The sequence below is a fragment of the Sulfurimonas denitrificans DSM 1251 genome (genome assembly GCF_000012965.1).
Classification (GTDB): Bacteria; Campylobacterota; Campylobacteria; order Campylobacterales; family Sulfurimonadaceae; genus Sulfurimonas; species Sulfurimonas denitrificans.
Map to the genome: position 1 here is coordinate 490,249 of NC_007575.1, position 23,118 is coordinate 513,366.

The 23,118-nt window shown below is 34.1% G+C and carries 26 protein-coding genes; 11 read left to right on the plus strand and 15 right to left on the minus strand.

Annotation, left to right across the window (positions count from 1 at the left end):
- The first annotated feature begins 1 nt into the window (after window position 1).
- On the plus strand, window positions 2-571 hold the full coding sequence (locus SUDEN_RS02535) for an ABC transporter ATP-binding protein (RefSeq protein ID WP_011372119.1): 570 nt from the start codon (window positions 2-4) through the stop codon (window positions 569-571).
- On the opposite strand, the gene crcB is transcribed toward SUDEN_RS02535, so the two are convergent.
- Genes crcB through SUDEN_RS02570 form a run of 7 tightly spaced genes read right to left on the minus strand, consistent with a single transcriptional unit; the run spans window position 561 to window position 5,716 of the window.
- A complete protein-coding gene (gene crcB / locus SUDEN_RS02540) occupies window positions 561-950 on the minus strand; it encodes a fluoride efflux transporter CrcB (RefSeq protein ID WP_041672425.1) in 390 nt (129 codons plus the stop codon). The two genes, SUDEN_RS02535 and crcB, sit on opposite strands and share 11 nt — an antisense overlap.
- Window positions 919-1,617 carry a lysophospholipid acyltransferase family protein gene (locus SUDEN_RS02545; RefSeq protein ID WP_011372121.1) on the minus strand — a complete coding sequence of 233 codons (699 nt, stop codon included), beginning with the start codon at window positions 1,615-1,617 and terminating at the stop codon, window positions 919-921. Before SUDEN_RS02545 ends, crcB begins: the two co-directional genes overlap by 32 nt.
- Window positions 1,595-2,740: a hypothetical protein gene (locus SUDEN_RS02550; RefSeq protein WP_011372122.1), complete on the minus strand. Its 1,146-nt coding sequence runs from the start codon at window positions 2,738-2,740 to the stop codon at window positions 1,595-1,597. The genes SUDEN_RS02545 and SUDEN_RS02550 overlap by 23 nt, the downstream gene beginning before the upstream one ends.
- Window positions 2,737-3,411 (minus strand): phosphoribosylformylglycinamidine synthase subunit PurQ, encoded by a 675-nt coding sequence (gene purQ / locus SUDEN_RS02555; protein ID WP_011372123.1) that lies wholly within the window; start codon window positions 3,409-3,411, stop codon window positions 2,737-2,739. Before purQ ends, SUDEN_RS02550 begins: the two co-directional genes overlap by 4 nt.
- Complete coding sequence (gene purS, locus SUDEN_RS02560; RefSeq protein ID WP_011372124.1) at window positions 3,408-3,650, minus strand: phosphoribosylformylglycinamidine synthase subunit PurS; 243 nt, start codon at window positions 3,648-3,650, stop codon at window positions 3,408-3,410. The genes purQ and purS overlap by 4 nt, the downstream gene beginning before the upstream one ends.
- Before the next feature lie 31 nt (window positions 3,651-3,681).
- Window positions 3,682-4,395, minus strand: a complete 714-nt coding sequence (gene purC / locus SUDEN_RS02565; RefSeq protein WP_011372125.1) for a phosphoribosylaminoimidazolesuccinocarboxamide synthase — start codon at window positions 4,393-4,395, stop codon at window positions 3,682-3,684.
- 1 nt (window position 4,396) lies between these two features.
- Window positions 4,397-5,716: a S41 family peptidase gene (locus tag SUDEN_RS02570; protein WP_011372126.1), complete on the minus strand. Its 1,320-nt coding sequence runs from the start codon at window positions 5,714-5,716 to the stop codon at window positions 4,397-4,399.
- Between the two features lie 141 nt (window positions 5,717-5,857).
- Between SUDEN_RS02570 and SUDEN_RS02575 the strand changes: the two genes are divergently transcribed.
- From SUDEN_RS02575 to SUDEN_RS02610, 8 genes are all read left to right on the plus strand, one after another.
- Window positions 5,858-6,298 carry a hemerythrin domain-containing protein gene (locus SUDEN_RS02575; protein WP_011372127.1) on the plus strand — a complete coding sequence of 147 codons (441 nt, stop codon included), beginning with the start codon at window positions 5,858-5,860 and terminating at the stop codon, window positions 6,296-6,298.
- A 12-nt stretch (window positions 6,299-6,310) separates the two neighbouring features.
- Window positions 6,311-7,609 (plus strand): hypothetical protein, encoded by a 1,299-nt coding sequence (locus tag SUDEN_RS02580; RefSeq protein WP_011372128.1) that lies wholly within the window; start codon window positions 6,311-6,313, stop codon window positions 7,607-7,609.
- A 2-nt stretch (window positions 7,610-7,611) separates the two neighbouring features.
- Window positions 7,612-8,127, plus strand: a complete 516-nt coding sequence (locus tag SUDEN_RS02585) for a shikimate kinase (RefSeq protein WP_011372129.1) — start codon at window positions 7,612-7,614, stop codon at window positions 8,125-8,127.
- Complete coding sequence (locus SUDEN_RS02590) at window positions 8,120-8,536, plus strand: thioredoxin family protein (RefSeq protein ID WP_011372130.1); 417 nt, start codon at window positions 8,120-8,122, stop codon at window positions 8,534-8,536. Before SUDEN_RS02585 ends, SUDEN_RS02590 begins: the two co-directional genes overlap by 8 nt.
- A gap of 3 nt (window positions 8,537-8,539) precedes the next feature.
- Complete coding sequence (gene hisD, locus SUDEN_RS02595; RefSeq protein WP_011372131.1) at window positions 8,540-9,832, plus strand: histidinol dehydrogenase; 1,293 nt, start codon at window positions 8,540-8,542, stop codon at window positions 9,830-9,832.
- Between the two features lie 191 nt (window positions 9,833-10,023).
- Entirely contained in the window at window positions 10,024-10,662 is a 639-nt protein-coding gene (locus tag SUDEN_RS02600; RefSeq protein WP_011372132.1) for a 4Fe-4S dicluster domain-containing protein, read from the plus strand.
- Window positions 10,662-11,561, plus strand: coding sequence for an NrfD/PsrC family molybdoenzyme membrane anchor subunit (gene nrfD / locus SUDEN_RS02605; RefSeq protein ID WP_011372133.1), 900 nt, complete (start codon window positions 10,662-10,664; stop codon window positions 11,559-11,561). The genes SUDEN_RS02600 and nrfD overlap by 1 nt, the downstream gene beginning before the upstream one ends.
- Window positions 11,562-11,573: 12 nt before the next feature.
- On the plus strand, window positions 11,574-14,957 hold the full coding sequence (locus tag SUDEN_RS02610) for a molybdopterin-dependent oxidoreductase (protein ID WP_011372134.1): 3,384 nt from the start codon (window positions 11,574-11,576) through the stop codon (window positions 14,955-14,957).
- A gap of 47 nt (window positions 14,958-15,004) precedes the next feature.
- Here SUDEN_RS02610 and SUDEN_RS02615 read toward each other — a convergent pair whose 3' ends face one another.
- Window positions 15,005-15,499, minus strand: a complete 495-nt coding sequence (locus SUDEN_RS02615) for a protein disulfide oxidoreductase (protein ID WP_011372135.1) — start codon at window positions 15,497-15,499, stop codon at window positions 15,005-15,007.
- Window positions 15,500-15,575: 76 nt separating this feature from the next.
- On the opposite strand from SUDEN_RS02615, the gene SUDEN_RS02620 reads away from it, so the two are divergent.
- Window positions 15,576-16,076: a nitrous oxide reductase accessory protein NosL gene (locus tag SUDEN_RS02620; protein ID WP_041672179.1), complete on the plus strand. Its 501-nt coding sequence runs from the start codon at window positions 15,576-15,578 to the stop codon at window positions 16,074-16,076.
- A 20-nt stretch (window positions 16,077-16,096) separates the two neighbouring features.
- Here SUDEN_RS02620 and SUDEN_RS02625 read toward each other — a convergent pair whose 3' ends face one another.
- The 7 genes from SUDEN_RS02625 to SUDEN_RS02655 form a co-directional block, all read right to left on the minus strand.
- Entirely contained in the window at window positions 16,097-17,746 is a 1,650-nt protein-coding gene (locus tag SUDEN_RS02625) for an inorganic phosphate transporter (protein ID WP_011372137.1), read from the minus strand.
- 72 nt (window positions 17,747-17,818) lie between these two features.
- Window positions 17,819-18,364, minus strand: coding sequence for a peptidylprolyl isomerase (locus tag SUDEN_RS02630; RefSeq protein WP_011372138.1), 546 nt, complete (start codon window positions 18,362-18,364; stop codon window positions 17,819-17,821).
- A gap of 138 nt (window positions 18,365-18,502) precedes the next feature.
- Window positions 18,503-18,787: an HU family DNA-binding protein gene (locus SUDEN_RS02635; protein ID WP_011372139.1), complete on the minus strand. Its 285-nt coding sequence runs from the start codon at window positions 18,785-18,787 to the stop codon at window positions 18,503-18,505.
- Between the two features lie 96 nt (window positions 18,788-18,883).
- Window positions 18,884-19,117: a hypothetical protein gene (locus SUDEN_RS02640; RefSeq protein WP_041672180.1), complete on the minus strand. Its 234-nt coding sequence runs from the start codon at window positions 19,115-19,117 to the stop codon at window positions 18,884-18,886.
- Between the two features lie 4 nt (window positions 19,118-19,121).
- The gene (locus SUDEN_RS02645; RefSeq protein ID WP_011372140.1) at window positions 19,122-19,361 is read right to left on the minus strand and encodes a hypothetical protein; all 240 of its coding nucleotides are present in this window, start codon (window positions 19,359-19,361) and stop codon (window positions 19,122-19,124) included.
- Between the two features lie 226 nt (window positions 19,362-19,587).
- Complete coding sequence (locus SUDEN_RS02650) at window positions 19,588-21,258, minus strand: flagellar assembly protein A (protein WP_041672429.1); 1,671 nt, start codon at window positions 21,256-21,258, stop codon at window positions 19,588-19,590.
- Window positions 21,239-21,925 (minus strand): hypothetical protein, encoded by a 687-nt coding sequence (locus tag SUDEN_RS02655; protein ID WP_011372142.1) that lies wholly within the window; start codon window positions 21,923-21,925, stop codon window positions 21,239-21,241. Before SUDEN_RS02655 ends, SUDEN_RS02650 begins: the two co-directional genes overlap by 20 nt.
- A gap of 115 nt (window positions 21,926-22,040) precedes the next feature.
- Here SUDEN_RS02655 and fbaA point away from each other — a divergent pair, with 115 nt between their 5' ends.
- A complete protein-coding gene (fbaA, locus tag SUDEN_RS02660; RefSeq protein ID WP_011372143.1) occupies window positions 22,041-23,114 on the plus strand; it encodes a class II fructose-bisphosphate aldolase in 1,074 nt (357 codons plus the stop codon).
- The last annotated feature ends 4 nt before the right edge of the window (window positions 23,115-23,118 follow it).

Consider the following 23,118-nt stretch of genomic DNA (forward strand, 5'->3'; position numbering starts at 1 on the left):
ATTGTATAGCGTATTGGAGGTTGAGAACCTCTCTTTTGGTTATAAAAAAGATTTTTTACTTTTTGATAATCTCTCTTTTACTTTAAAAAAAGGGGAGATAAAAGCTATAGTTGGCGCAAGTGGAGCTGGAAAAAGCACACTTTTTGAACTTATACTAAAAAATCTCCGCCCATTTAGTGGCACTGTGCAGAGCTCTTTTTGCTCAGAAGTTTTTCAAGACCCCTACAGCTCTTTTCATCCAAGTTATACACTTTTAAATCAGATAAATGAAGTGGCAAAAGTAGATGAACTTGAGACCTATATAAAAAAATTAAATCTTGATTATGAGCTTCTTTTAAAACTTCCACATGAACTCTCAGGCGGACAACTTCAGCGTGCTTCTATACTTAGGGCGATGCTTATGAAGCCAGATTTACTGCTCTTAGATGAACCGACTTCCGCGCTTGATAATATTACACAGCTAGAAGTTATGAAAATGTTTTTAGATAACCTTGAAAATATGGGGATGCTTCTTATAACACACGATTTGGACCTTGCAAAGTGGTGTGCAGATGAGATTATTATGCTCTAAGAGATAGCTTTATTATATAAAATCCACCGCCTGCCATTAAGATAGAGCCAAAAGCATTTAAAGAGATATTGGCAAGAGCTAACGCTATATGACCGCTATTTAAAAGTAAAAAACTCTCTATTGCAAAAGTTGAGTAAGTTGTAAGAGCGCCTAAAACACCAGTGCTTAAAAAAGACTTTACATGTAGTGAAAAAATGGTGCTGTACATAAAATAAGCTATCAAAATACCCATAATAAAACTACCCACAAGATTTACACCAAGAGTTCCAAACGGGATATCATGCGGCATTTTATGCGATATAATGCCGTTGAAGTATGCTCTAAGAACTGCTCCTATAAAGCCTCCACTACCTATTGCTAGAATTGTTTGCCAACTCATCATCATAAACCTTTTGCATCTTTACTCTTAAATTATTTAACCACTCACTATCTTTTTTATCAGCAACAAACGAGTCTAAGAATATAACTTTTATGCAGCCTGGTTTATAATAAAACTCTTTTGTATTGTAACGCTTTGCGCTCTCAATAAGTACGACTGGCTGAACTATGAGTGAGTTTGAGTCAGCTAGAAGTTTAGCACCTGACTTAAAAGGGAGCATAACTCCTTTTGAAGAGCGTGTACCCTCGGGAAACATTGCAATAGCTCTATTGGTACTTAGTACATTTTTTGCGTCTTTTAGAAGTTTTATAAGAGATGTTTTGCTATCTCTTTGTACTGCTATATCTTTTGGGAGCCGAAGTGCTAAACCAAAAAACGGGATGTCAAAAAGCTCTTTTTTCGCAACCCATGCTATATCTCTATTTGAGACAGTCTCAATAACAGCAATATCCAAATCACTTTGATGATTTATCAAAAAGAGCTGAGTGTTTGGATCCTCCTTGCCTTTTATAGAAGTTGTAAAAAAGATAGTTAATCTAATGAGCCAAGCAGCTAGTTTTCTGCTATAAGGCTTTGGAAAAATATAAAATGTCACTATCATAATAGTGAGCGAAGCTAAAATTATTATTGTCGCAAAGAGCCAACTAATGTGAGCAAATATCTTCATTTTTTACCCAGCCTATTTTTTTGTTATTTAATTGTACTTTTATCCAGCCATTTACTTCTGCTTCTTTTTGCAAGTTGTATTGGGATGCTGCTTTTTCAAAAATGGTCCCATTATTCATTGGAAGCAGGTAAATAGAAGAGCCTTCTTTAACGCATACCTCTTTGGAGGGAAGAGCAATTGATAAGATGTAACCAAGAGGAATAAAGATAAAAATAAGGTAGATATACCTCTTTCTCCATAAAATAATTAAAAAAGCTAGAAATGCAACTGTTGCAGCAACTCCCATTTTAATCATCTCATTTGATTGATCAGTTGGTTTTAAATCACTTTGTGTAGTTACACTATCATCACTCACAATAAGCGGAATATTGACAAAAATAAATCTATTTTTTAAAACATTAAAGTATGAAAAGGAGAGATTGCTCATGCTTTTGCCAACAATAGCATAATAGGTAATCTTAGAGTCGTTACCTGTGTGCGTTGCTGATTCTATACCCTGCTTATAAACGCCATTTAATTTAAGTGCGGAAATATCAGAATTTATGGCAGTAGCGACAAAAACAACTATATTGTGAGTTGCATCATAACTAGTTGTTTTATACTCTATAATATCAAAAGAGTTTGCTATAATATTTGAAAAATCACTCTTAGGATTTAAAGAAATTACGTTTAATTTCTCTCCTGATAATATAGTTGTTTTGTAAGCTTTTTCGCCTGTATCAATTAAAGTTGCTTCGAAATCAGGAAGCTTTGCATTTTGAGATGTCGCTATAAAATAGAATGTATCATAATAGTATTTTGAATCTTTTTGCCTTGATGGTAAAGGATTGAGTATTTTTAATCCCGTTTCATTTGAGAGTTTGTAGGTAATATCTACAAAGTTTTTAACAACACAAAGGTTTTTTATAGTTATTGAAAATATCTCCCCCTTTAATACTCTTTGAGGTATCTTTTCATAATTTAAGTAGATGACTTTTGAGAGGGTATCTAGATTCTCTTCATAAGGAACATCCTCGCCACCAAACTCTTGTTTTTGTGTTGAAGTTTGAATATTGTTGGCATCGTCAATATTAGCAAATAAAAGAGCATGAAAAAAGAGCCATGCTAATAAAAATTTTATCACGCTCTTAAAAATCCTTGAAGCATTTTTATACCATCATCACTACCCAAAATAGCTTCCATAGCACGCTCAGGATGAGGCATCAGACCAAAAACATTTCTCTCTTTATTGCAAATTCCAGCAATAGAGTCGATACTGCCATTTGGGTTTTTATCGTTACCATTTTCATCACAATACTTTAGAAGAACTTGGTTGTTTGCATATAACTCTTTTAAGCCACTATCATCAATATAGTAGTTGCCATCATGATGAGCGATAGGAATATTTACAATATCACCCTTATCAAGTTTTTCTAAAAAAATATTTTCATTGTTTATAACTTTTAAATGGTGGTGTTTTGATAAAAAGTGCAGACTCTCATTTCGCTTTAATGCACCAGGAAGAAGTCCAGACTCTGTTAAAACTTGAAAACCGTTGCATATTCCTAAGACTTTGCCACCATCATCCGCATATTTTATTACAGCTTTCATAACAGGGCTAAATTTAGCAATAGCACCGCTTCTTAAATAATCGCCATAACTAAAGCCACCAGCAACGATTAGCAGATCTGTATCGGAAGGAATAGTGTCAGATTTATGCCAAAGTATTTCAGTCTCAGCGCCTAAGGATTTAAATGCATGTTGTGCGTCATACTCACAATTTGTACCAGGAAACTGCAGTATTGTTACTTTCATTTTACTATCTCGATTGTATAGTCCTCAATAACAGTGTTTGCCAAAAGGTCTTCACACATTCTAGTAACATCTTCCATCGCCTTTTTCTCATCACTCTCATTTAGCTTAAGAACAATTTGCTTGCCGACTCTAACATCACTAACATTTTCAAAGTGTATAGACTTCAGTGCATGATGAACAGCTTTCCCTTGAGAATCTAGTACACCAGCTTTTAAAAAAACATTTACAACTACTTTCATTACTATTCCTTGAATTTATTTATTTTAATTATTACTTAGCTAGGATACGACTTAAAACTTGCTCGTAAGCTACCCTAAGACCGCCTAAGCCTTGACGGAATCTATCTTTATCCATCTTCTCGCCACTCTCTATATCCCAAAAACGGCAATTGTCAGGACTTATTTCATCGATAAGAATAATATTTCCACTGCTGTCTTTACCAAACTCTAGTTTGAAATCAACTAGATTTAACCCTTTTTGAGCAAAATATGGCTTTAATATATCATTTATTTGTCTTGCCATTCTGCGAAGTTTATCAAGCTCATCTTGATACTCAACAAGTCCTAAAATAAGCGCATGTTGGTCATTTAGCTTTGGATCTCCAAGAGCATCATTTTTATAATCAAACTCTACTAAAGTAAAAGGAAGAACTGTTCCATCTTTTATACCAAGATTTTTTGATAAGCTTCCAGTTGCGATATTTCTAACAATTACTTCAATAAGGATAACTTTTGTTTTTTTGTGAAGCAGATGATTGTCATCTAGCATCTTTACAAAATGAGTTTGTATGCCACTCTTTTCTAAGAGTTTAAAAAGTTCTGTTGAGATTTTATTGTTAAGTGCGCCTTTTCCAACCTCACTTGATTTTTTTTCTCCATTAAATGCTGTCAAATCATCTTTAAATTCTGATATAAGCAAATTCTCATCATCAGTACTAAATAACTTTTTTGCTTTACCTTCATAAATCAGCTCTCTTTTTTCCATATTATTCTCCTTTTGTGATTATTAATGCTTTTAAAATATCTATAGCAGTCTTGAGCTGAAGATCTTTGCTAATCATCTCATTACTAATAACTAACTTTGAATCAGGCTCTGGTAGTTGTGCTCCTTGTTCGCCATCAACTTTTTCTAACTCTTCTACTAGGTGTTTCTTTAAATCAGCCTCTTTAAGTGCAAACTCGTTTTTAGTGCTTTTAACTTCTCCAGGGAAAACTTCAATATCTGGCTTTACTCCGACTGCTTGGATAGTACGTCCACTAGGAAGATAGTATCTTGCAACAGTGAGCTTAATCGCCTCTTCATCAGTTATTGGGAGTACAACCTGAACGCTGCCTTTTCCAAAAGTATTTTGACCAACTACAATTCCACGTTTATGATCTTGAAGAGCTCCACTGACAATCTCACTAGCACTAGCACTTCCACCATTTACAAGCACAACAAGAGGCACTTTTGTAATAGTGTTACTTGATTTTGCGCTATAACTCTCATCATCTGCTTTGTTTCTACCTTTTTGTGAAACAATGTCTCCACTATCAACAAAAATATCTACAAGTCCAACAGCTTGGTCAAGAAGTCCGCCTGGGTTATTTCTTAAATCAAGAACTATTCCCTTAGTCGTAGCTTTTTTCTCTTTTATCGCTTTTGCGACATCAGTTACAACTTTTTTATCAAAACTTGTAACTCTGATATATTGTATATCTGTTCCAACAGATTTTGCATAAACTGACTCAATTGTAATTATCCCTCTTGTTATGGAGATTGCAAGTGGTTTTGTCTCACCTTCTCTAACAATTGTAAGCTCAATTTTTGTTCCAACTTTTCCGCGCATAATTGAGACTGCTTCATCAATAGTCATGTTAAGAGTTGATTTTTCATTGATTTTAAGAATAATATCACCAGCTTTTATACCAGCCTTATCAGCAGGAGTTCCCTCTATGGGAGCAATTACTGTAAGTGCACCATCTTTTACGCCAACTGTAATTCCAAGTCCGCCAAATTCACCATTTGTTTGAACTTTTAAATTTTTATAATCTTTTTGTGTGAGATAGTTTGAGTGTGCATCAAGATTGTTCATCATGCCCTCAAGTGCTTTGTTCATAAGCTCTTCAATTGTTACATTGTCAACATTATATTGTTCAACTATACTGATAACTTTTGTAAATTTAGCCAAAGCTTCAAGTCTTGATGCCTCTTTACTTTTCTCTTTTTTATCAGCAACTGAAGCAAAAAGATTTGTAGAAAATAAAAGGGCAAGAGCTACTGTTACTGAGGCAAAACCAAGAGTAATTAGTTTTTTGTTTTTCATTATTTATCCTATAGAAATTAAAAGGGATATTATAGTAAAAAGCTGTTTAAATAACAATTAGAATAGATTATTGATACGCAGTAATTTCTATTTAAATTATTTTTAATATAATACGAAAAATTAATCATTAGGGGTATATTGATGAGTTCTATAAAAGAGTATTTAAGTGAAGACCATGGTCGTTGTGATGAGCTTTTTGCAATAATGGAAGATGCTGCTGCAAAATCAATAGAGAGTGCGAAAGAGGCTTATGATGAGTTTGCTAAAAATACAGAGAGACACTTTCAAATGGAAGAGCGTGTAATGTTTTTAGAGTTTGAGCAAAAAACAGGTATGACACAAGGACCTACTGCGATAATGAGACATGAACATATACAGATGAGAAATCTGCTTGAAGAGATGCGCAAAGCAATTGAGGCTAAAGATAAAGATAAATTTTTTGGAAACAGCGAAACTTTGATGATTTTAATGCAACAACACAACATGAAAGAGGAGCAGATGCTATATACGATGGCGCAGCAACATTTAAGTGCTGATGCAGAGCGTATCATAGATATGATGAACTCGATGATTGTTGAGTAGAGAAGCAGAGATATGGATTTTGATGGATTGTCGGTAGATCAAGCGCCACCGATATCAGCACCACTTAGATTTTTTCTAACTGCGCCACTCTTTGCTATTTTAGCAGGAGTGTTAATTCTCTTTAGCGATGTGCTTACTCTCTCTAGCCGTTATTCAATTGAAACTATCGCTGTTACACATGCCATAACAATTGGGTTCTTAGGCTTTGTAATGCTTGGTGCGCTAGTTCAGATGCTACCAGTACTAGCAGGAGTTAAAATACCAAAAGTAGATATTATTTCTAAAATCTCATATATTTTATTGCTCTTTGGAGCCCTTTTTATGATTTTTGGATTGTGGTTTAGCATGTCAAAAATTATACTCCTAGCATCACTTTTTCTTACATGTGGTTTTCTTATACTTATTATCTCAATGCTTCTGGCCTTTAGAGATGTTATAAACGTTACAGCTAGCATACGAGCTATGATTACTAGTCTCTTTTTTGCTCTTTTTATAACGCTTCTGGGTGCGCACTTATTAGCATCTTATGGAGTTGGAAAATTTTCTGAGTTGCACCATGTTTTTGCAAACGTTCACAGTGTTTGGGCTATATTTGGATTTGCTGGAATTTTAATAATCGGGGTTGCTTTTCACGTTTTGCCCATGTTTTATGTGGCTCCAAGGTTTAAGAAATTTTGTAAAAAAAGTGTTGTTTTGCTTATTACAACAGGACTTGGGCTTTGGCTCTTTTTAAACCTATTTTTTGACTCTTACTCAACTATCGCCAAGATATGGATAGCGCTCTTTTTTTGGGCATTTTCGACGACTGTTTATCTGAAATTAAATGCTAGAAGAAGAAAAGTTAGTGATGTTACTGTCTGGTATTGGAAGAGTGCGGCTATCTTTATGACACTTGGAACATTTGCATGGAGCATAAATGACTTTTTTGGTGAAAAATATATTGTTATCGTCTCTGTTTTGATAGGCGGTGGTTTTATATTTTCTATAATGTCTGGAATGTTATATAAGATTGTTCCATTTTTAGTCTGGTTTCACTTAAATGCTAAAGGCTACATGAGCATACCTACTATGAATGAGATGATTGATAAAAGGCTTTCTAAGGCTCAATTTATACTTTTTATACTCTCTTTAGTCGGTTTTATTTTCTCATTTTTTATAGCTTCACTTATGCCTATTTTTGCAGTTAGCTTTATTTTAAGTATGGCTATTTTAGAGTACAATATCGTATCTGTAGTTTTGATATATTACAAAACATTAAAGAGAAAACCAGATTTTGATATGAGTATGTTTACAATGAAAGCAGAGAATTAAAAGTGAAAAATATAGTACTTATAGGTTTTATGGGCGTAGGCAAGGGAAGCGTGGCTAGAGAGATTATAAAATTGTCAGACTACATGTCAGTAGATACGGACGATTTGATAGAGAGTATGGAAAACAGAGTTATTAAAAAAATTTTTGAGCAGAGCGGAGAGGCATATTTTCGTAATCTAGAAAAGAGAGTCTCGCTCTGGCTTGGACAAAATGTAACAAATACTCTAATATCTACTGGCGGTGGATTTTATAAACAAGATAATCTCAAAGAGATAGGCATTGTTGTTTTTTTAAATTCCCCTTTTGAAAAGATATTAAAAAGAATAAAAAATCATCCAAATGCAGTCAAAAAACTTAAAAAAAGACCTCTGTTAAAAGATTTGAAAAAGGCAAAAGAGCTATATTATGAGCGTTTACCACAATATACGGCAGTTGCAGATATTACAATTGATGTAACAGACAAGAGCGCACTTGATTGCGCAAAAGAACTTCTACTAAAGGTAAAACAGTATGCGTAAATTTTTTATTTTTCTTCTTATGGGAATTTTGGTAAATCTTATGGGCTCTGAGATAAAGTGGGCGAAAGATTATAATGAGGGTATAAAAAGTGCGCAAGCATCTTCAAAACCAGTGCTTTTTGTTTCATCTAGACACTCATGTAAATATTGTGTTGTTTTAGATGAGACAACATTTAAAGATAAGAGAGTTATAGAAGAGCTAAATAAAAGTTTTGTCTCTATAATCTCATATAGTGATGAGAATGATTATATGCCACGTGAGTTATGGCAACCAGGAACTCCAGCTATTTGGTTTTTGTATTCAAAAGGTGAGCCTATGTTTCAACCTCTTATGGGAGCAATTGATCCAGAAAACTTCTTAAAAGCTTTAGCCATAGTAAAAGAAGAGTTTACAAAAGGGAAAAAATAGAGAATGATTTTTACAACTTCAAAAAACAGCTCTTTTAAAGCAGAGTTCAAAGAGTTACTAGAACGTGGCAAAATGGATATAGCACATGTTAGCGCTACTGTTGGAACAATTATTGATGAAATAAAAAGTAATAAAAACCAAGCGCTAAAAGAGCATATAACAAAATTTGACAAGTGGACTCCTGTGAGTGATGAAGACCTTAAAATCTCAACAGAATCCATGAGCAGAGCTTATGAAAATCTTGATAAAGCTCTAAAAGCAGCACTTCACCTCTCGTACGATAGAATAAAAGCTTATCATGAAAAACAGAAGCCTAGATCTTGGTTTGACGATGAGCCAAACGGCACAATTCTTGGTCAAAGAGTAACGCCAGTTGATAGTGCTGGTTTGTACATTCCTGGAGGAAAAGCAGCGTACCCATCTTCACTTCTTATGAATGTTATTCCTGCTCAAGTAGCTGGAGTGCAAAATATAGTTGTCTGTACACCAACGCCAGAAAATGAACCTAATGAACTTCTCTTAGCAGCATGCCATCTGTGCGGTGTAAGTGAAGTTTATAAAGTTGGCGGTGCTAGTGCGATAGCAGCTATGGCGTATGGAACAGAAACTATCCCAAAAGTAGATGTTATAACAGGTCCAGGAAATATATTTGTAGCAACAGCTAAAAAGATGGTTTTTGGTGATGTAAATATTGACATGATAGCAGGACCTAGCGAAATAGGAATTTTGGCGGATGATAGTGCAAATCCCTCTCATATGGCAGTAGATATGCTCTCTCAAGCAGAACATGATGAGATGGCAAGCTCTATACTAATTACACCATCACAAAAATTAGCAGATGCAATAAAAGCAGAGATTGAAAATTGGCTTAAAATTCTTCCTCGTCAAAAAATTGCAAGAGAGTCTATTGAGAAGAGAGGCGCTATTATAGTTACATCAGATATGCAAGAAGCCATTGATCTTATGAACGAGATAGCACCAGAGCATTTAGAAGTTGCAACTCTCTCTCCTTTTGAATTATTGCCGCTTATTAAACATGCGGGAGCAATATTTTTAGGGCACAATACGCCTGAAGCGGTTGGTGATTATATGGCTGGGCCAAATCACACACTTCCAACAGGAGGAACAGCTAAATTTTTCTCTCCACTTGGAGTTGAGAATTTTATGAAAAAAACTTCTATCATCTCCTTTAGCGCAAAAGCTATAAATGAGATAGGAGAAGAGTGTGCATTAATAGCAAAAATTGAAGGATTGACTGCACATGAACAATCAATTAGGGTAAGGTTAGTAAAATAAATTTTTCAAATATTCCCAGAGATAAAATTTATTATAAAATTATCACATTTTTATAACTAATTTAAGCTTTTTATAGGTAGTATTCTTGCAATAAGAGTTCTTGGGCACGTTTGAAATAAGAACTTTTTTTAAAAGATGGGCTATAACAAAATCTTAAAATTTGCCTATAAATTAGGTTGTAAGGAGAGTATATGCAATTAGGCTTCCTAGTTGATTTGCATCTGTGTATGGGATGTAAAGGGTGTGAAATCGCATGTAAAGTGGAGAATGAAGTTCCACTAAGTACATGGAGACTTCGTGTTAAATATGTAGATGTTGGAACTTTTCCTGAAACAAAAAGAACATTTACGCCATTGAGATGTAATCATTGTGAAAATGCTCCATGTGAGAGAATTTGTCCTGTTAGTGCACTTCACTATTTAGAAAATGGTATTGTAAATATTGATAAAGAGCGCTGTATCGGCTGTTCTGGCTGTGTTATGGCATGTCCTTATGGAGCTATATATATAGACCCTCAAACACAAACTGCTGATAAATGTACATATTGTGCTCACCGTGTTGCTTCAAGTATGATGCCTGCATGTGTTGTTGCTTGTCCTGTTCAAGCAAATATTTTCGGAGATTTAGAAGATCCTACTTCAAATATTTCAAAATATATTCAGCTTCACCAAGGCGGAGTTCAGGTGCGTAAACCTGAAAAAGGGACGAATCCTCATCACTATTATGTTAATGCTGGTAATGTCTCTCTTAATCCTCTTGCATCACATAGAGTTGATGGACATTCACTATTTAACAAGATTACAACACTTCCAGTGGGAGGACATCACTAATGGCACATGAAATTTTAGCAGCAACAAATGCTGTAGTTACTCTAGATGTAGCGTTACCTGGTATCGTTTGGCCATGGCTTGTTACTGTAAATATGTGGGCAAAGAGCATTGGTACAGGTCTTATTTTTATGCTCTTTATGCTTCTTAGAATGCACCCAGAGTCAGCTAAAAACTTAAGGTTTTCAACTACTGTGGTAGCTTTTGTGTTTATTAACATATTCTTGCTTTTCACACTGGCAGATTTACATCAACCGTTTAGAATGTGGCATATTTTTGTATATTCACACTGGACTTCAGCAATAGCAATTGGCTCTGTAATGGCTTCAATGTATTTAGGTCTTTTAACTCTTCTTGGGTTTTTAGCATTTAAGAAAAATGATGTTTTATTTGACAAAGTTCTTCTTTGGACAACTATCCTTGCAATACCAGTTACACTCTATACTGCATCTTTAATGGCGCAATGTACAGCACGTGAATTATGGCAAATGCCAGCTGAATCTGCTCAGATGATTTTAGCAGCTCTTCTTGCAGGTTCTGCGACTATGCTTCTTCTTGGTGGAAATAAGCTCTCAAGCGAAGCAAAAAATAGTTTAGGTGTAGTTTTAGGGCTTAGTGCTTTAATGGCATTTATAATCTACATGTCAGAGTATATTTTTGGACCAATGAAAGCAGAAGAGATAGCAGCAACTATTGATTATGTAAAAGGTAATGGAGAGTATGCTGTAATGTTCTGGTTAGGTCAATGGATGACTTTTATCCTGCCAATGTTGCTTATTGTACTCAGCAGAGCTAGTAAATCCGATGCTATTTTAAAATTAGCAGCAATTCTGGCATTAGTTGGTTTAGCGATTGTTAAACATGTATGGCTAATGATTCCACAGTTATTACCAATGAGTTAGGGAGAATATTGAATGTATTTAGAAAGTAGAAGAACATTTTTAAAAGGCGCTGCATTTACTGTAGCGGGCGCAACAATAGCAAAGGGTGTATTTACAACTGATGTTCTTGCTGAATCAGTAAGCAACAGTAAGTTTACAAATACTCCAGATACTCTATCATTTTATCCACCGATGAGTGAATGGAATGATTTTAAAGAGTTAGATGGTGATGACTGGAAAAGAGGCGGTATTGATCGTCATGGTGTAAGAAGTGAATCAAACCCAGAGGGTATCGAAGTAAATGACTACATGATAGTGCCAACGGCATGTTCAAACTGTGAAGCTTCTTGTGGTTTGACTGCATGGATTGATAAAAAGACATTTACTGTTAAAAAGTATATGGGAAATCCGCTTCATCCAGCTTCTCGTGGTAGAAATTGTGCAAAAGGGTATGCTACTCAATCTCAAATGTACGATCCAGATCGTATTGCATTTCCATTAAAGCGTGCTCCAGGCTCTGCTCGTGGTGAGGGCAAATGGATTCGTACTACATGGGATGAAGCCATGAGTACTATCGGTAAAAAGATGAGAGATACTATTAAAATCGGTGATGATGTATCTAAAAAATCTGTAATGTATCATGTTGGACGCCCAAATGAAAATGGATTTGTGCCTGCTATTTGGCATTCAATGGGGCTTGATGCATATAATTCACATACTAATATCTGCTCATCAAATGGTCGCACAGGAATACTTCATTTTGCAAACGATGATAGACCTTCTCCAGATTGGGCTAATGCAAAACTTGTTTTTCTTAACTCATCTCATGCAGCTGATGCAGGTCACTACTATCAACAATCTGCTTCATTTATAGCAGATGCAAGAAAAAAAGGTGCTAAGCTTGTTGTTATGGACCCTCGTATGTCAAACTCTGCTGGTATGGCAGATCTTTGGATTGCGGTATGGCCAGGAACAGAACCAGCTATTTATCTATACTTAGTGCAAAGAATCTTAAATGAAAACAAAGTGGATAAAGATTTTGTTAAAAAATGGATAAACTGGGAAGTATTTTTAGATAATAAAAAATATTTAGAGTTTATGGTTAGCAAAGGGTATATCTCTAAGCTTCCTAATGGTGATCAGTTTGAAGATTTTATTGATGTTTTAAAAGAGTTATACTCTCCATACACACTTGATTATGCAGTTAAAGAGACACATGTTCCTGCTTACAAGCTTGAAGCGCTCTATGATATGTTCTTATGGGCTGGAACTTCTATATCTACATACTTCTGGAGAGCTTCAGCTGCTGGAAATCGTGGTGGTTGGACAGCTGGGAGAACTGGATATTTTGCATTAGCACTCCGTGGTGCTGTTGGACCAGAGGGTGGAACATTCTTCCATCACTGGCATGTTATTTCTGTTGCAGGTAAAGGCGGAAGCTCAACTATTGGACAAGGAAAGCGTGGGGCAGATGTTCCTAAGGTAGATGTGTATAATGAACTCACATACCCACCAGAGTGGCCAATCTCTTCGTATGAGTTGTCATTCTTGCTACCGCATCTTTTAACAGATACTGAGTGGCAGAAAAAATGGATAGACAGAGGCTTTAGTGTTCCACAAAAATTATCTGTATATATTCCTCGTATGTATAATCCTGTCTGGATTAATCCAGATGGTTTCAGATGGATAGAAGTTCTAAAAGATGAATCTAAAATGGAACTTACAATGAATCTCTCTCCAGTATGGAGTGAAACTAATTGGTATATGGATTATGTCCTTCCAGTTGGGCTCGCAGGTGAGAGACATGACCAACACTCAGAGGCTACTATGCCAGCTCGTTGGACATCTTTCCGTCAACCTGTTATGAGAGTTGCACTAGAGAAAATGGGATGGAAACCTAAAAATCCAGCTCGTGGCACATTAGAAGCTCATATTAAAGCAGGTCTTGGAGAAGTTTGGGAAGAGAATGAGTTCTGGTTTGAATTATGTGTAAATTATATAGATCCAACTGGTGAACTTGGTATTAAAAAGATGTGGGAATCAAAGAAAAATCCTGGTAAACCTGTAACTATCGCAGAGTGGTATGATGCAGCATTTGGAGATAACCTGCCAAATCTTAAAGCAGCAGCTACAACAGATGAAAGATATAAAAATTCTGAATTCCCAGTATATGAGTACATGAGAGATTATGGTGCTTGGATGGAAGAGAACCATATCTACTCTCCACAAGAGAGAGAGATAAAGGATGATGGAGAAAATTACATCTCACATGGTCATAAATATGATAAAAAACATGTTCATATAGACAAGAGAACAGGCGTAATGAGTGCTGAACACGATGGTAAAAAAACACCAATGGGCATTGAAATTGGCGGTAAAAAAATGGAAGGTTTTGCGACGTTAGACAAGAAACTTGACTTCTTCTGTGAATGGCTTGCTGATGATTGGAAATGGCCAGAATATGCTATTCCTTTCTATCCAAGAAGTGAAGAAGAGAAAAAAGAGATGGTTCATATAGTATCACATGTAAATCACTCTTTTATGACGGAAGAAAATTCGTATGCACTAAACACTGTATTCCGTCTGCCGTATAACATCCATACGCGCTCTGCTAACTCAAAGCATCTTATGGAAATTTCTCAAAACCACGACCCTATTTGGATCTCAACAAAAGATGCAACGCGTCAAGGATTTAAACGTGGAGATGCTATACGTGTTAACATAGTAGATAGTTTAACAGGGTTAGAGTCTGGTTATTTCGTTGCTATGGCAGTTCCAACAGAGGGAGTTCTTCCAGGAACGTTGGCTTGTTCACACCATGGTGGACGCTGGAAACTTGTTAATTCAGTCGCAGTTCCAAATGGTGTAACAGATGGTAAAGTTGATGCTCAACCAGTACTAAGAAATATGAATGACCCTAAATTTATAGCACACTCTCCTGAGAATGTAGGTAATGAAGGTGCGCAAATTAAGATTGAAGACTATAGCGGGAAAGCTGGCATAAATAGCTTTGGCGTACCAACTGCTGAAATCCAAATGGATGGAAAAGTAGGGAAATTAAAGTATGTAGAAGGAATTAAACCGTTTAAAGCTGAGAGATTTGCTGAATATAATAGAGACAGCGGAAATATCTGGTGGGATGGACTTAGTGGTTCATGGCAAAATGCTGTCGCAGCTGCACATCCAGACCCTATCTCTGGTATGCACTGTTGGCATCAAAAAGTTATTTTAGAGAAGGCTCAAGCGGGCGACAAAATAGGTGATATTCATGTTAACTATGACAATAACTTTAAAGTATATCAAGGTTGGAGAGATAAGCTAACACGTGGATTGGATGACAATTCTACACTTCGCCGCCCTGAACATCTTAAACGTCCTTGGGTGCCATTATCTTCTAAAGCATACAAGATTAAATAATATAGATAGTTATAAGATAATAGATTTTATCTTATAACTTCTTTCTTCTACTTAGCAAGCCACATCCTAAGCCATAATCCAAACGTTGTTGTATAGCCTACATCGCTATAAAATATCTCTCTATTTTTATCATATATAATTGTTGTTGGGAAAACCGATATATTAAATTTTTCCGCTAAAGAGCCGTTATTATCATTTACAACTTTAAATGTCAAATTACGACTCTTCAAATAGCTCTGTATGTTGCTATTATCTCCAGACTTTGTAGCAATAGTTATTACCTCAAACTCTTTAGAAATAGTTTCAATATTGCCAGCTTCTGCTTTACATGTTGGACACCATGTAGCCCAAAAGTGTAGTAGAATTGGTTTATTCTCACTTAACATGTAAGAACTCCCATCCATTAAAGTAAAGCTATTTACATCTATAGAATCTTGATTTAAATTATTGCTTCTATATAAACTAAGTAGATTTGAAAAAATAGTAATAAATATTAAAAAGAGAAAAATCTCCTTGCTGTAGTTTAAAAGCTTATTTTTCATATTTGCCAACTTTTTGCTTATTTTAACACTAAAGTAACCATTTCTTGATAATATTTTAAAAACAGAGGAGTTTTAGGTGGGTAAAATAATTTTTTTAATAATGTCACTACTATTATTGATTGGATGTAGTTCTCAAAAAGAGGTAGTTGCAAAGTCTGCTATATTTCAAAGTGTTTCAAATGATGAGGCTCTTCTTCTAAGCAAAGAGAGCGATAATGGTTCTTGCCTGCGTTGTGGAATGGATTTAGTAAAGTATTATAAAACAAATCATGCTGCATCTCTTGATGAAAAGATATACCAATATTGTTCAATTCACTGTTTACAAGATCACCTATATGACGGAGTATCATTAAAAAATCCTCAAGTTGTTGATATAAATAGTTTGAAATTTATTGGAGTTGACAAAGCTTATTATGTAGTAGGTAGCAACGTAAAGGGCACTATGAGCAGAATTAGCAAATATGCGTTCTCAAGCAAAGAAGAAGCAGAGATATTTCAAAAAAAACATGGTGGTGAAGTGATGGATTTTTATAAGGCTTTAGAAGTAGCAACAAAGGATTTTAAAGAGCGAAGATAAAATCTTCACTCATACAAAGCTTAAATCATAATACCTTTGATTGTAAAAAATAGTGTTCCTGCCAAGATTGCAGCGGCGGGCACGGTAATTAACCAAGCTGCAACTATTTTTTTGATTGCATCTCTGCGAACATATTGAACTTTTTTAGCTTTTTTAATATTTTTCTTTGTTGACTTTATAATCTTTTTTTCATCCGCAATAAGTTTATAAAGATTAACAATTCTTGTGTAGTCAGATTGAGTTTTATCACTCTTATCTTGTAATATTTTTAACTCATGTTTGTATGCACTTTTGTTGAGTTCTTCATCCATAATAATAAGAGTGTCTTCTTCTATCGTATGATTATTTTCATCTTTTATATGTAACCACTCTCTTAAAAATCCAACACCAAAAATGCCACCTATCGCAATATGCGTTGAGCTGACAGGAAGTCCTAGCTGAGATGCTAAAATAACAGTAAGTGAAGCTGACATGGCAATTGAGAATGCTCTTATCTGATCAAGGTCAGTTATTTCACTCCCAACAGTTTTTATAAGTTTTGGTCCATACAGTGCAAGACCTAGTGCTATTCCAAACGCTCCAACTCCCATAACCCAAAGTGGAATAGAGGCACTAGCAGATACCCCACCATTTATAACAGCATCATTAATAGCAGCTAAGGGACCTATTGCATTTGCAACATCATTTGCTCCATGCGCAAAACTAAGTAAGGCAGCTGCAAATATTAGAGGAATTGTAAATAGAGTGTTTACAGACTCTTTTGTATTTTCTAGAGCTGTTAAGCCAGAATATAATCTTTTTTTAACGAAAAAATATACAAATATTGCAACAATTAAACCAATAGAAAAGGCAGTCATAAAAGTTGGGTCGTTAGTTGTTTGAAGCGAAACAAATGGAATAAAATTTAAAATGTCTATGATTTTTGGCCATATACTTTTTAGCCCCTTTAATATAATATATGCCACGAAAGCTAAGGACATAATTGCTACAAAAAACGGAACATATTTTTTTGCAGCTTCAACTTTATCATCTTTAAAAATTATTGATTTTTTTATTGCAAAAAGAAACAGCGCTGCGATAACTCCTCCAAGAATTGGTGAAATAATCCAAGATGCAACTATACTGCCCATTGTTTCCCAATTGACAACATGAAATCCAGCAGCAGCAATACCAGCGCCCATGACAGCGCCGACAATAGAGTGTGTTGTAGAAACAGGAGCTTTCATCATAGTGGCAAAGTTAAGCCAAAGAGCCGCGGCCAAAAGAGCTGCCATCATAGCCCAAATAAATTGCTCAGGATGGCTATCAAAAGCAGAGATATCAATAATTCCATTTTTTATAGTTTTAACAACTTCTCCACCAGCAATCAAAGCTCCAGAAGCTTCAAAAATTGCAGCGATTATAATTGCTGCAGTAAGTGTTAATGCTTTTGAACCTACGGCAGGACCAACATTATTAGCAACATCGTTAGCGCCTATGTTCATCGCCATATAGGCACCTATGAGCGCTGCAACTGCTAAAAACATACTGTTTGGAATTCCGCCATTATTTAAAAAAGTAAATGTTAAAACAACAATCATAAAAAAGATAGCAAAACCTAGTCTTGTAAAATCAGTTGCACTTCTTTTTAACGCATTTTTTTGAAGCTTGTCGATAGTCCTAAATTCCATTTAGTGCCTTTAGTTTTATTGGCGTGATTGTAATCAAATTATAATTACATATTGATTACAGGTTTTGCAATCTCAATCTTTTTTTACAAAAGCTTTTATGATTTTTTGCGTCTCAATTGGTTTGTCCATACCCATTTGACCAAGAGTTGCCACATTTTCTAGTTTATTTACAATAAGAAGGCTTTGAGGAGTTACTTGACCAAATATTGTATGTCTGCCATTTAACCAAGGGGTTGGCGTAGTTGTTATAAAAAATTGGCTTCCATTTGAATGAGGTCCAGCATTTGCCATTGCTAAAATTCCGCTTTTATCAAAGAGTTTGCCTTTAAACTCATCTTTAAAAGGTTTATTCCAGATGCTCTCTCCGCCTCTACCAGTTCCTGTTGGATCTCCGCCTTGAATCATAAAATTTTTGATTATTCTGTGAAAGGTAAGCCCATCATAGTATCCGTTTTTTACATGTGTTATAAAGTTTTCAACTGCTAATGGAGCAACTTCTTCAAACAACTCTATCTCTATAACGCCTTGAGTTGTCTCTAGTACTACATGTGGATTTTTCTCTTGCGCATATAAATTTATTGATAATATCATCAATATCGCAACTGCTATTTTTCTCATTATTCTCTCTCTTTGATTGATAAATTTATTTATGATATTGTATCTATATTTTATAAAAACTTTAATTTGAAGAGATAATGAGATTAGATTTATTTGTTGTAGAATTTGTCGCAAAAAAAATTGCGACAAATGGAGGAGTTATTTACCAGCAGCTACGCGATCTTTAAGACCTTTGCCAGCTTTGAATTTTGGAACCATTTTATCTTTAGTAGTATAAGTTTTGTCAGTTCCTGGAACTTTACCACTTTTACCTTTTTGTAATGAAGCACCAAAGCTTCCAAATCCCACAAGAGAAACATCTTCTTTTTTTACTAAAGCAGATGCAACCGCTTCTGTAAAAGCTTTGATAGCTGCTTCTGCTTCAACTTTAGTTTTGTAATTGCCACTTGCTTGTACTAGTTCAACGAATTGAGCTTTATTCATAAATCTACCCTTGAATTTATAAAGATTTTCCGAAACTACAAAACCTTAAAATGATAATTTAGCAGTTAAGTAATTCAGCTACAGACACTTTATAGTTTATTTGCTTAAAGATTTCTTCTTTTTGTTAAAAAAATAGAAAAAATAGAGTCTTTTTCTCTTTTTTAGTCCAACTTTTGCTTGTTTTAGCAGTTTTGTCGCTATGCTACTTATATTAGTATCTGTTATTATAGAGGTGAATCCTCCTATCTTATAATATTTATTTTTATTATTATGTATTGATAAAAATACATCCTCTAAGCCATCTCTTTCTTGTTGTGTAAGTGTGCTCATAAAACTAATCCTTCAGCTTATTTATTTTTCTTACAGTTCGAATAATTTCTTCATCTTCAAGTCTTCCAAGCATCTGCATGACGGTTATAGCCGCTTGAGGTTTTGCACGCGCTAGTTTCCAGTCTTGATAGGTTCTCATAGGTATTCCTAACGAATCAGCCATATCTTTTAGGGAAATTTTTTTCCCATTATTTTTAGCCTCTATTGAGTTATGAAGGATGTTGAAGAGATCATTAATTTGCATAAAAAAATTATACGTAATAAATACTTAAATATAAATTTTTATTGTTTAAATATTATTATTAATGTGTTTTATACCATTAATCATTTATATAAATGTGTATATTAGGGTTATAATATAATTAATTAATATATAAACATACGGTTTTACGTGTTTTTAATATATAAAAAATTATTAAAATAGTAAATTATTTAAAACTTTGATTTTATTTGGTGTGAATTTGGTGTAGTTAGCCTTTAGCTATCTTTTTGTTTGTTGGGTGCAGTGTGAGGTATTCTTGAGACTCCACGATATAAAAGGGTTCATAAGTAGTCGCTTCAGTTTTAAAGATAAGCTCTTCATTATTATTTAATGTAAATATAATTGTATTTAAACCTCTAAAAGAGTTTTTTATTATAATTTTGGCGTTCATTGAACTGGTGGTAATTTTATCTTGTGCCACTTTTAACTCATCTATTTTTTCCTTAAGAGCGGGTACTTTTAAGGGGCTATGTTTTTTAGCCCCCTCTAATTTATATTTTAAATCTTCTATCTCCTGCGATAAATAGTTATATTTACTAATTAAAGTAGGAATATCTTTATAGTTTATCTTAAAAAGATTGTCCTCACCACTTACAATGTCTATTGTTATAGAGTTGGATGCATAAATTTTAAGGTTGTTTTTTACCTGATGAATTGTTACATTTTCCGCATAAATTGTACCGCTAAGAGAGTTCTGAATATCAACATTTGTTGCATGAACTTCGCCACCCTCCAAGAGTTTTATTTTTGCATCATGACATCTTAGTTTACCCTTATGTCTATTGATATTGGCAAATTTAGCCTCTTGATATGAATCTTGATGTGTTGCTCCATCGATTGTCAAATTTACAGCTCTTAGAGTTGATTTGGCACCTACATGTCCATTGATATTAATAGTTTCAGATGTAAGTTCAACACCTTCTCCAAGGCTATCTAGGGATGTGTCATGTTGAGAAATAATTACTTCAATGTTATTGCTCTCATCTTTAGCGATTCTGTTTTGAACACGTGAGAGAGATTCTATCTCTATTTTATTGTCAACATAAAAGTTTTTATCATCTAAATGTACATATCCTTTTAGCTTGCTTTTATAAATTTTTCTATCACTATTTTCTATAATTTTTATACTGTTTTCATCTACATTGTACTTTAAGTCGTCAATATTTTTTAGATAAAAATTATCAATTATTTCTCCAAATGCATTAAAACCGTTTTTTCCAAAGAGTGGCTTAATAAACTCCACCAAAATTTCATCCTCCGCAACTTCTATTACTTGATGGTTTGATTTTTTGTTTAAAAATCGAAATAAGAGTCTGCTCTCTCTGGTAATATCTGGTTCAATTCCTATATAGAGAGGAATTTTGATTTTTTTAATGAATTTTCCAGCGTATATATACTTTACAAACTGTTTTAACTTCTCTTTCATTTCGTTGTCAAAAATATTTATTAAAATATTATTTAAAGCTTTAATATTGTTCAGCTCTTTTAGAAGAAGGAGATATATCTCTTTTGGCTGATATTTTTTATATGGAATTTGAGATTCTGGATATAAAACAATATGCACACTGTCTTTATTAGGTGAAAATTCTATACTATAGTCAAGTTTTATAATATTTTTTGGTGTCTGTTTTATAGTTATTAAAAATATCTGTTTTATCTCTACATGTTCATTAATCATTTTTTGATGATTATTGAAATAATCAAAGATATCTTCAGTATAGAGTAGAAAATCTTTCTGCGAGACATTTTTAAGATAAGTTTCTACGCCATTAATATTAAAAGTAAACTCAAGTGGTGAACAGTCGTTCTCAAGAGCAAATTTTTTTATAGTAGCGTTGATATTTTTTGTTTTAAATCTTTTAGTAAGCAAGCAAATCACTATAATCATATTTTGACAAATCTAAATAAAGTTTTCCATCTCTATGAATAACTCTTGAATCATTGTCGTAGGCATCTAAGAAACGTTTTTTTATAATTTTTCTTTGAGATGATTTTATATCTAATGATTTTAGATACTCTTTTAATTCAATAAAATTTAGATTATGAACCAACTCTGCTTCACCTTGGTGGGTGAAATCCTCCAAAATATTTGATTTTTCCAGAGGCTCTTTTTCTCTTTCAATGCGGATTTTTTTATTTACAAGAGTTAAAATATTTTTTAGTTGCTCATCTTTTGAGCTGTATATCTGCTCTATTTTGTCTCTCTCTGCCCTGAGCATCTGCTCTTTATCATTTATGAGTTTGTCTATTTTGTCTTCAAGTTTATTAATTTTATTTTTTAAAAAAGTATTCTCTTTTTGAAAGAGTGTCAATACAGTTGCTATTGTTATTTTTGGTTTTGAGATTTGAGTATTTTGAGAAGCAACACTTTTGCTCTCTTCTATGATTTCTTCATTTTTTTCGGTTATAGAAGGAGTGTTCGTTACTATAATGAACGTTGTTGAATCTTCAATTATATAGTTTAACTTTTTTGCTCTAATCTTTGAATTAAGCATCTCTTTTGACATCTTGAAATGCTTACAATACTCATCTATCGTTAATCTCATTTGAAATCCATAATATTTTTTTTGTTATTCTAGCATAAATATGATTTTTCAAAAGTTATTTTAAATGAAGCCTATATTATAATTGTGGATAAAATTTATAATAAAGAGTTTAATAATGGGTATTTTAGATATTGTAAAAGCGGGTGTATTGTTTGGTGATGATGTCAAAAAGGTTTATCAGCATGCCAAAGAGAATGGATTTGCTATCCCAGCGATAAATGTTGTTGGAACGGACTCTATAAATGCAATACTTGAAGCTGCCGCAAAGGTTAAATCACCTGTAATTATTCAATTTAGTAACGGTGGAGCATCTTTTTATGCAGGAAAAGGGCTGAGTAATGATGGTGAAAAAGCAGCAATCGCTGGAGCTGTAAGTGGTGCTATACATGTACATATGATGGCTCTTAGCTATGGTGTGCCAGTAATCCTTCATACAGACCATGCCGCTAAAAAACTTCTTCCATGGGTAGATGCTCTTCTTGAGGAGAGTGAGAAGTACTATAAAACTCACGCAAGACCTCTTTACTCCTCACATATGCTTGATCTCTCTGAAGAGAGTTTGCAAGAAAATATATCAATATCAAAAAAATATCTACAAAGAATGAGCAAAATAGGTATTAGCATTGAGATAGAGCTTGGTGTTACAGGTGGAGAGGAAGATGGTGTTGACAACTCAAGTGTTGATAATTCACTTCTATATACTCAGCCAGAAGACGTTGCTTATGCGTACAAAGAGCTAAGTGAAGTATCTCCAAATTTTACAATAGCCGCATCTTTTGGAAATGTACATGGTGTTTATAAACCTGGAAATGTTGTGCTTACGCCAAAAATTTTAGATAACTCTCAAAAATATATACAAGAGAAATTTAAAACAGAACAAAAACCAGTAAACTTTGTATTTCATGGCGGCTCTGGCTCATCACTGCAAGAGATTCGTGAAGCGATTAGTTATGGAGTTGTAAAGATGAATATCGATACAGATACTCAGTGGGCAACATGGGTTGGTGTAAAAGAGTATTATGAGAAAAATCGTGATTATCTTCAAGGTCAAATCGGAAATCCAGAGGGTGAAGATAAGCCAAATAAAAACTATTATGACCCAAGAAAATGGCTCAGAGATGGGCAAAAAACACTTATCAAAAGAGTAGAAGAAGCATTTAGCGATTTAAATGCGATAGATAGAAATTAATTTT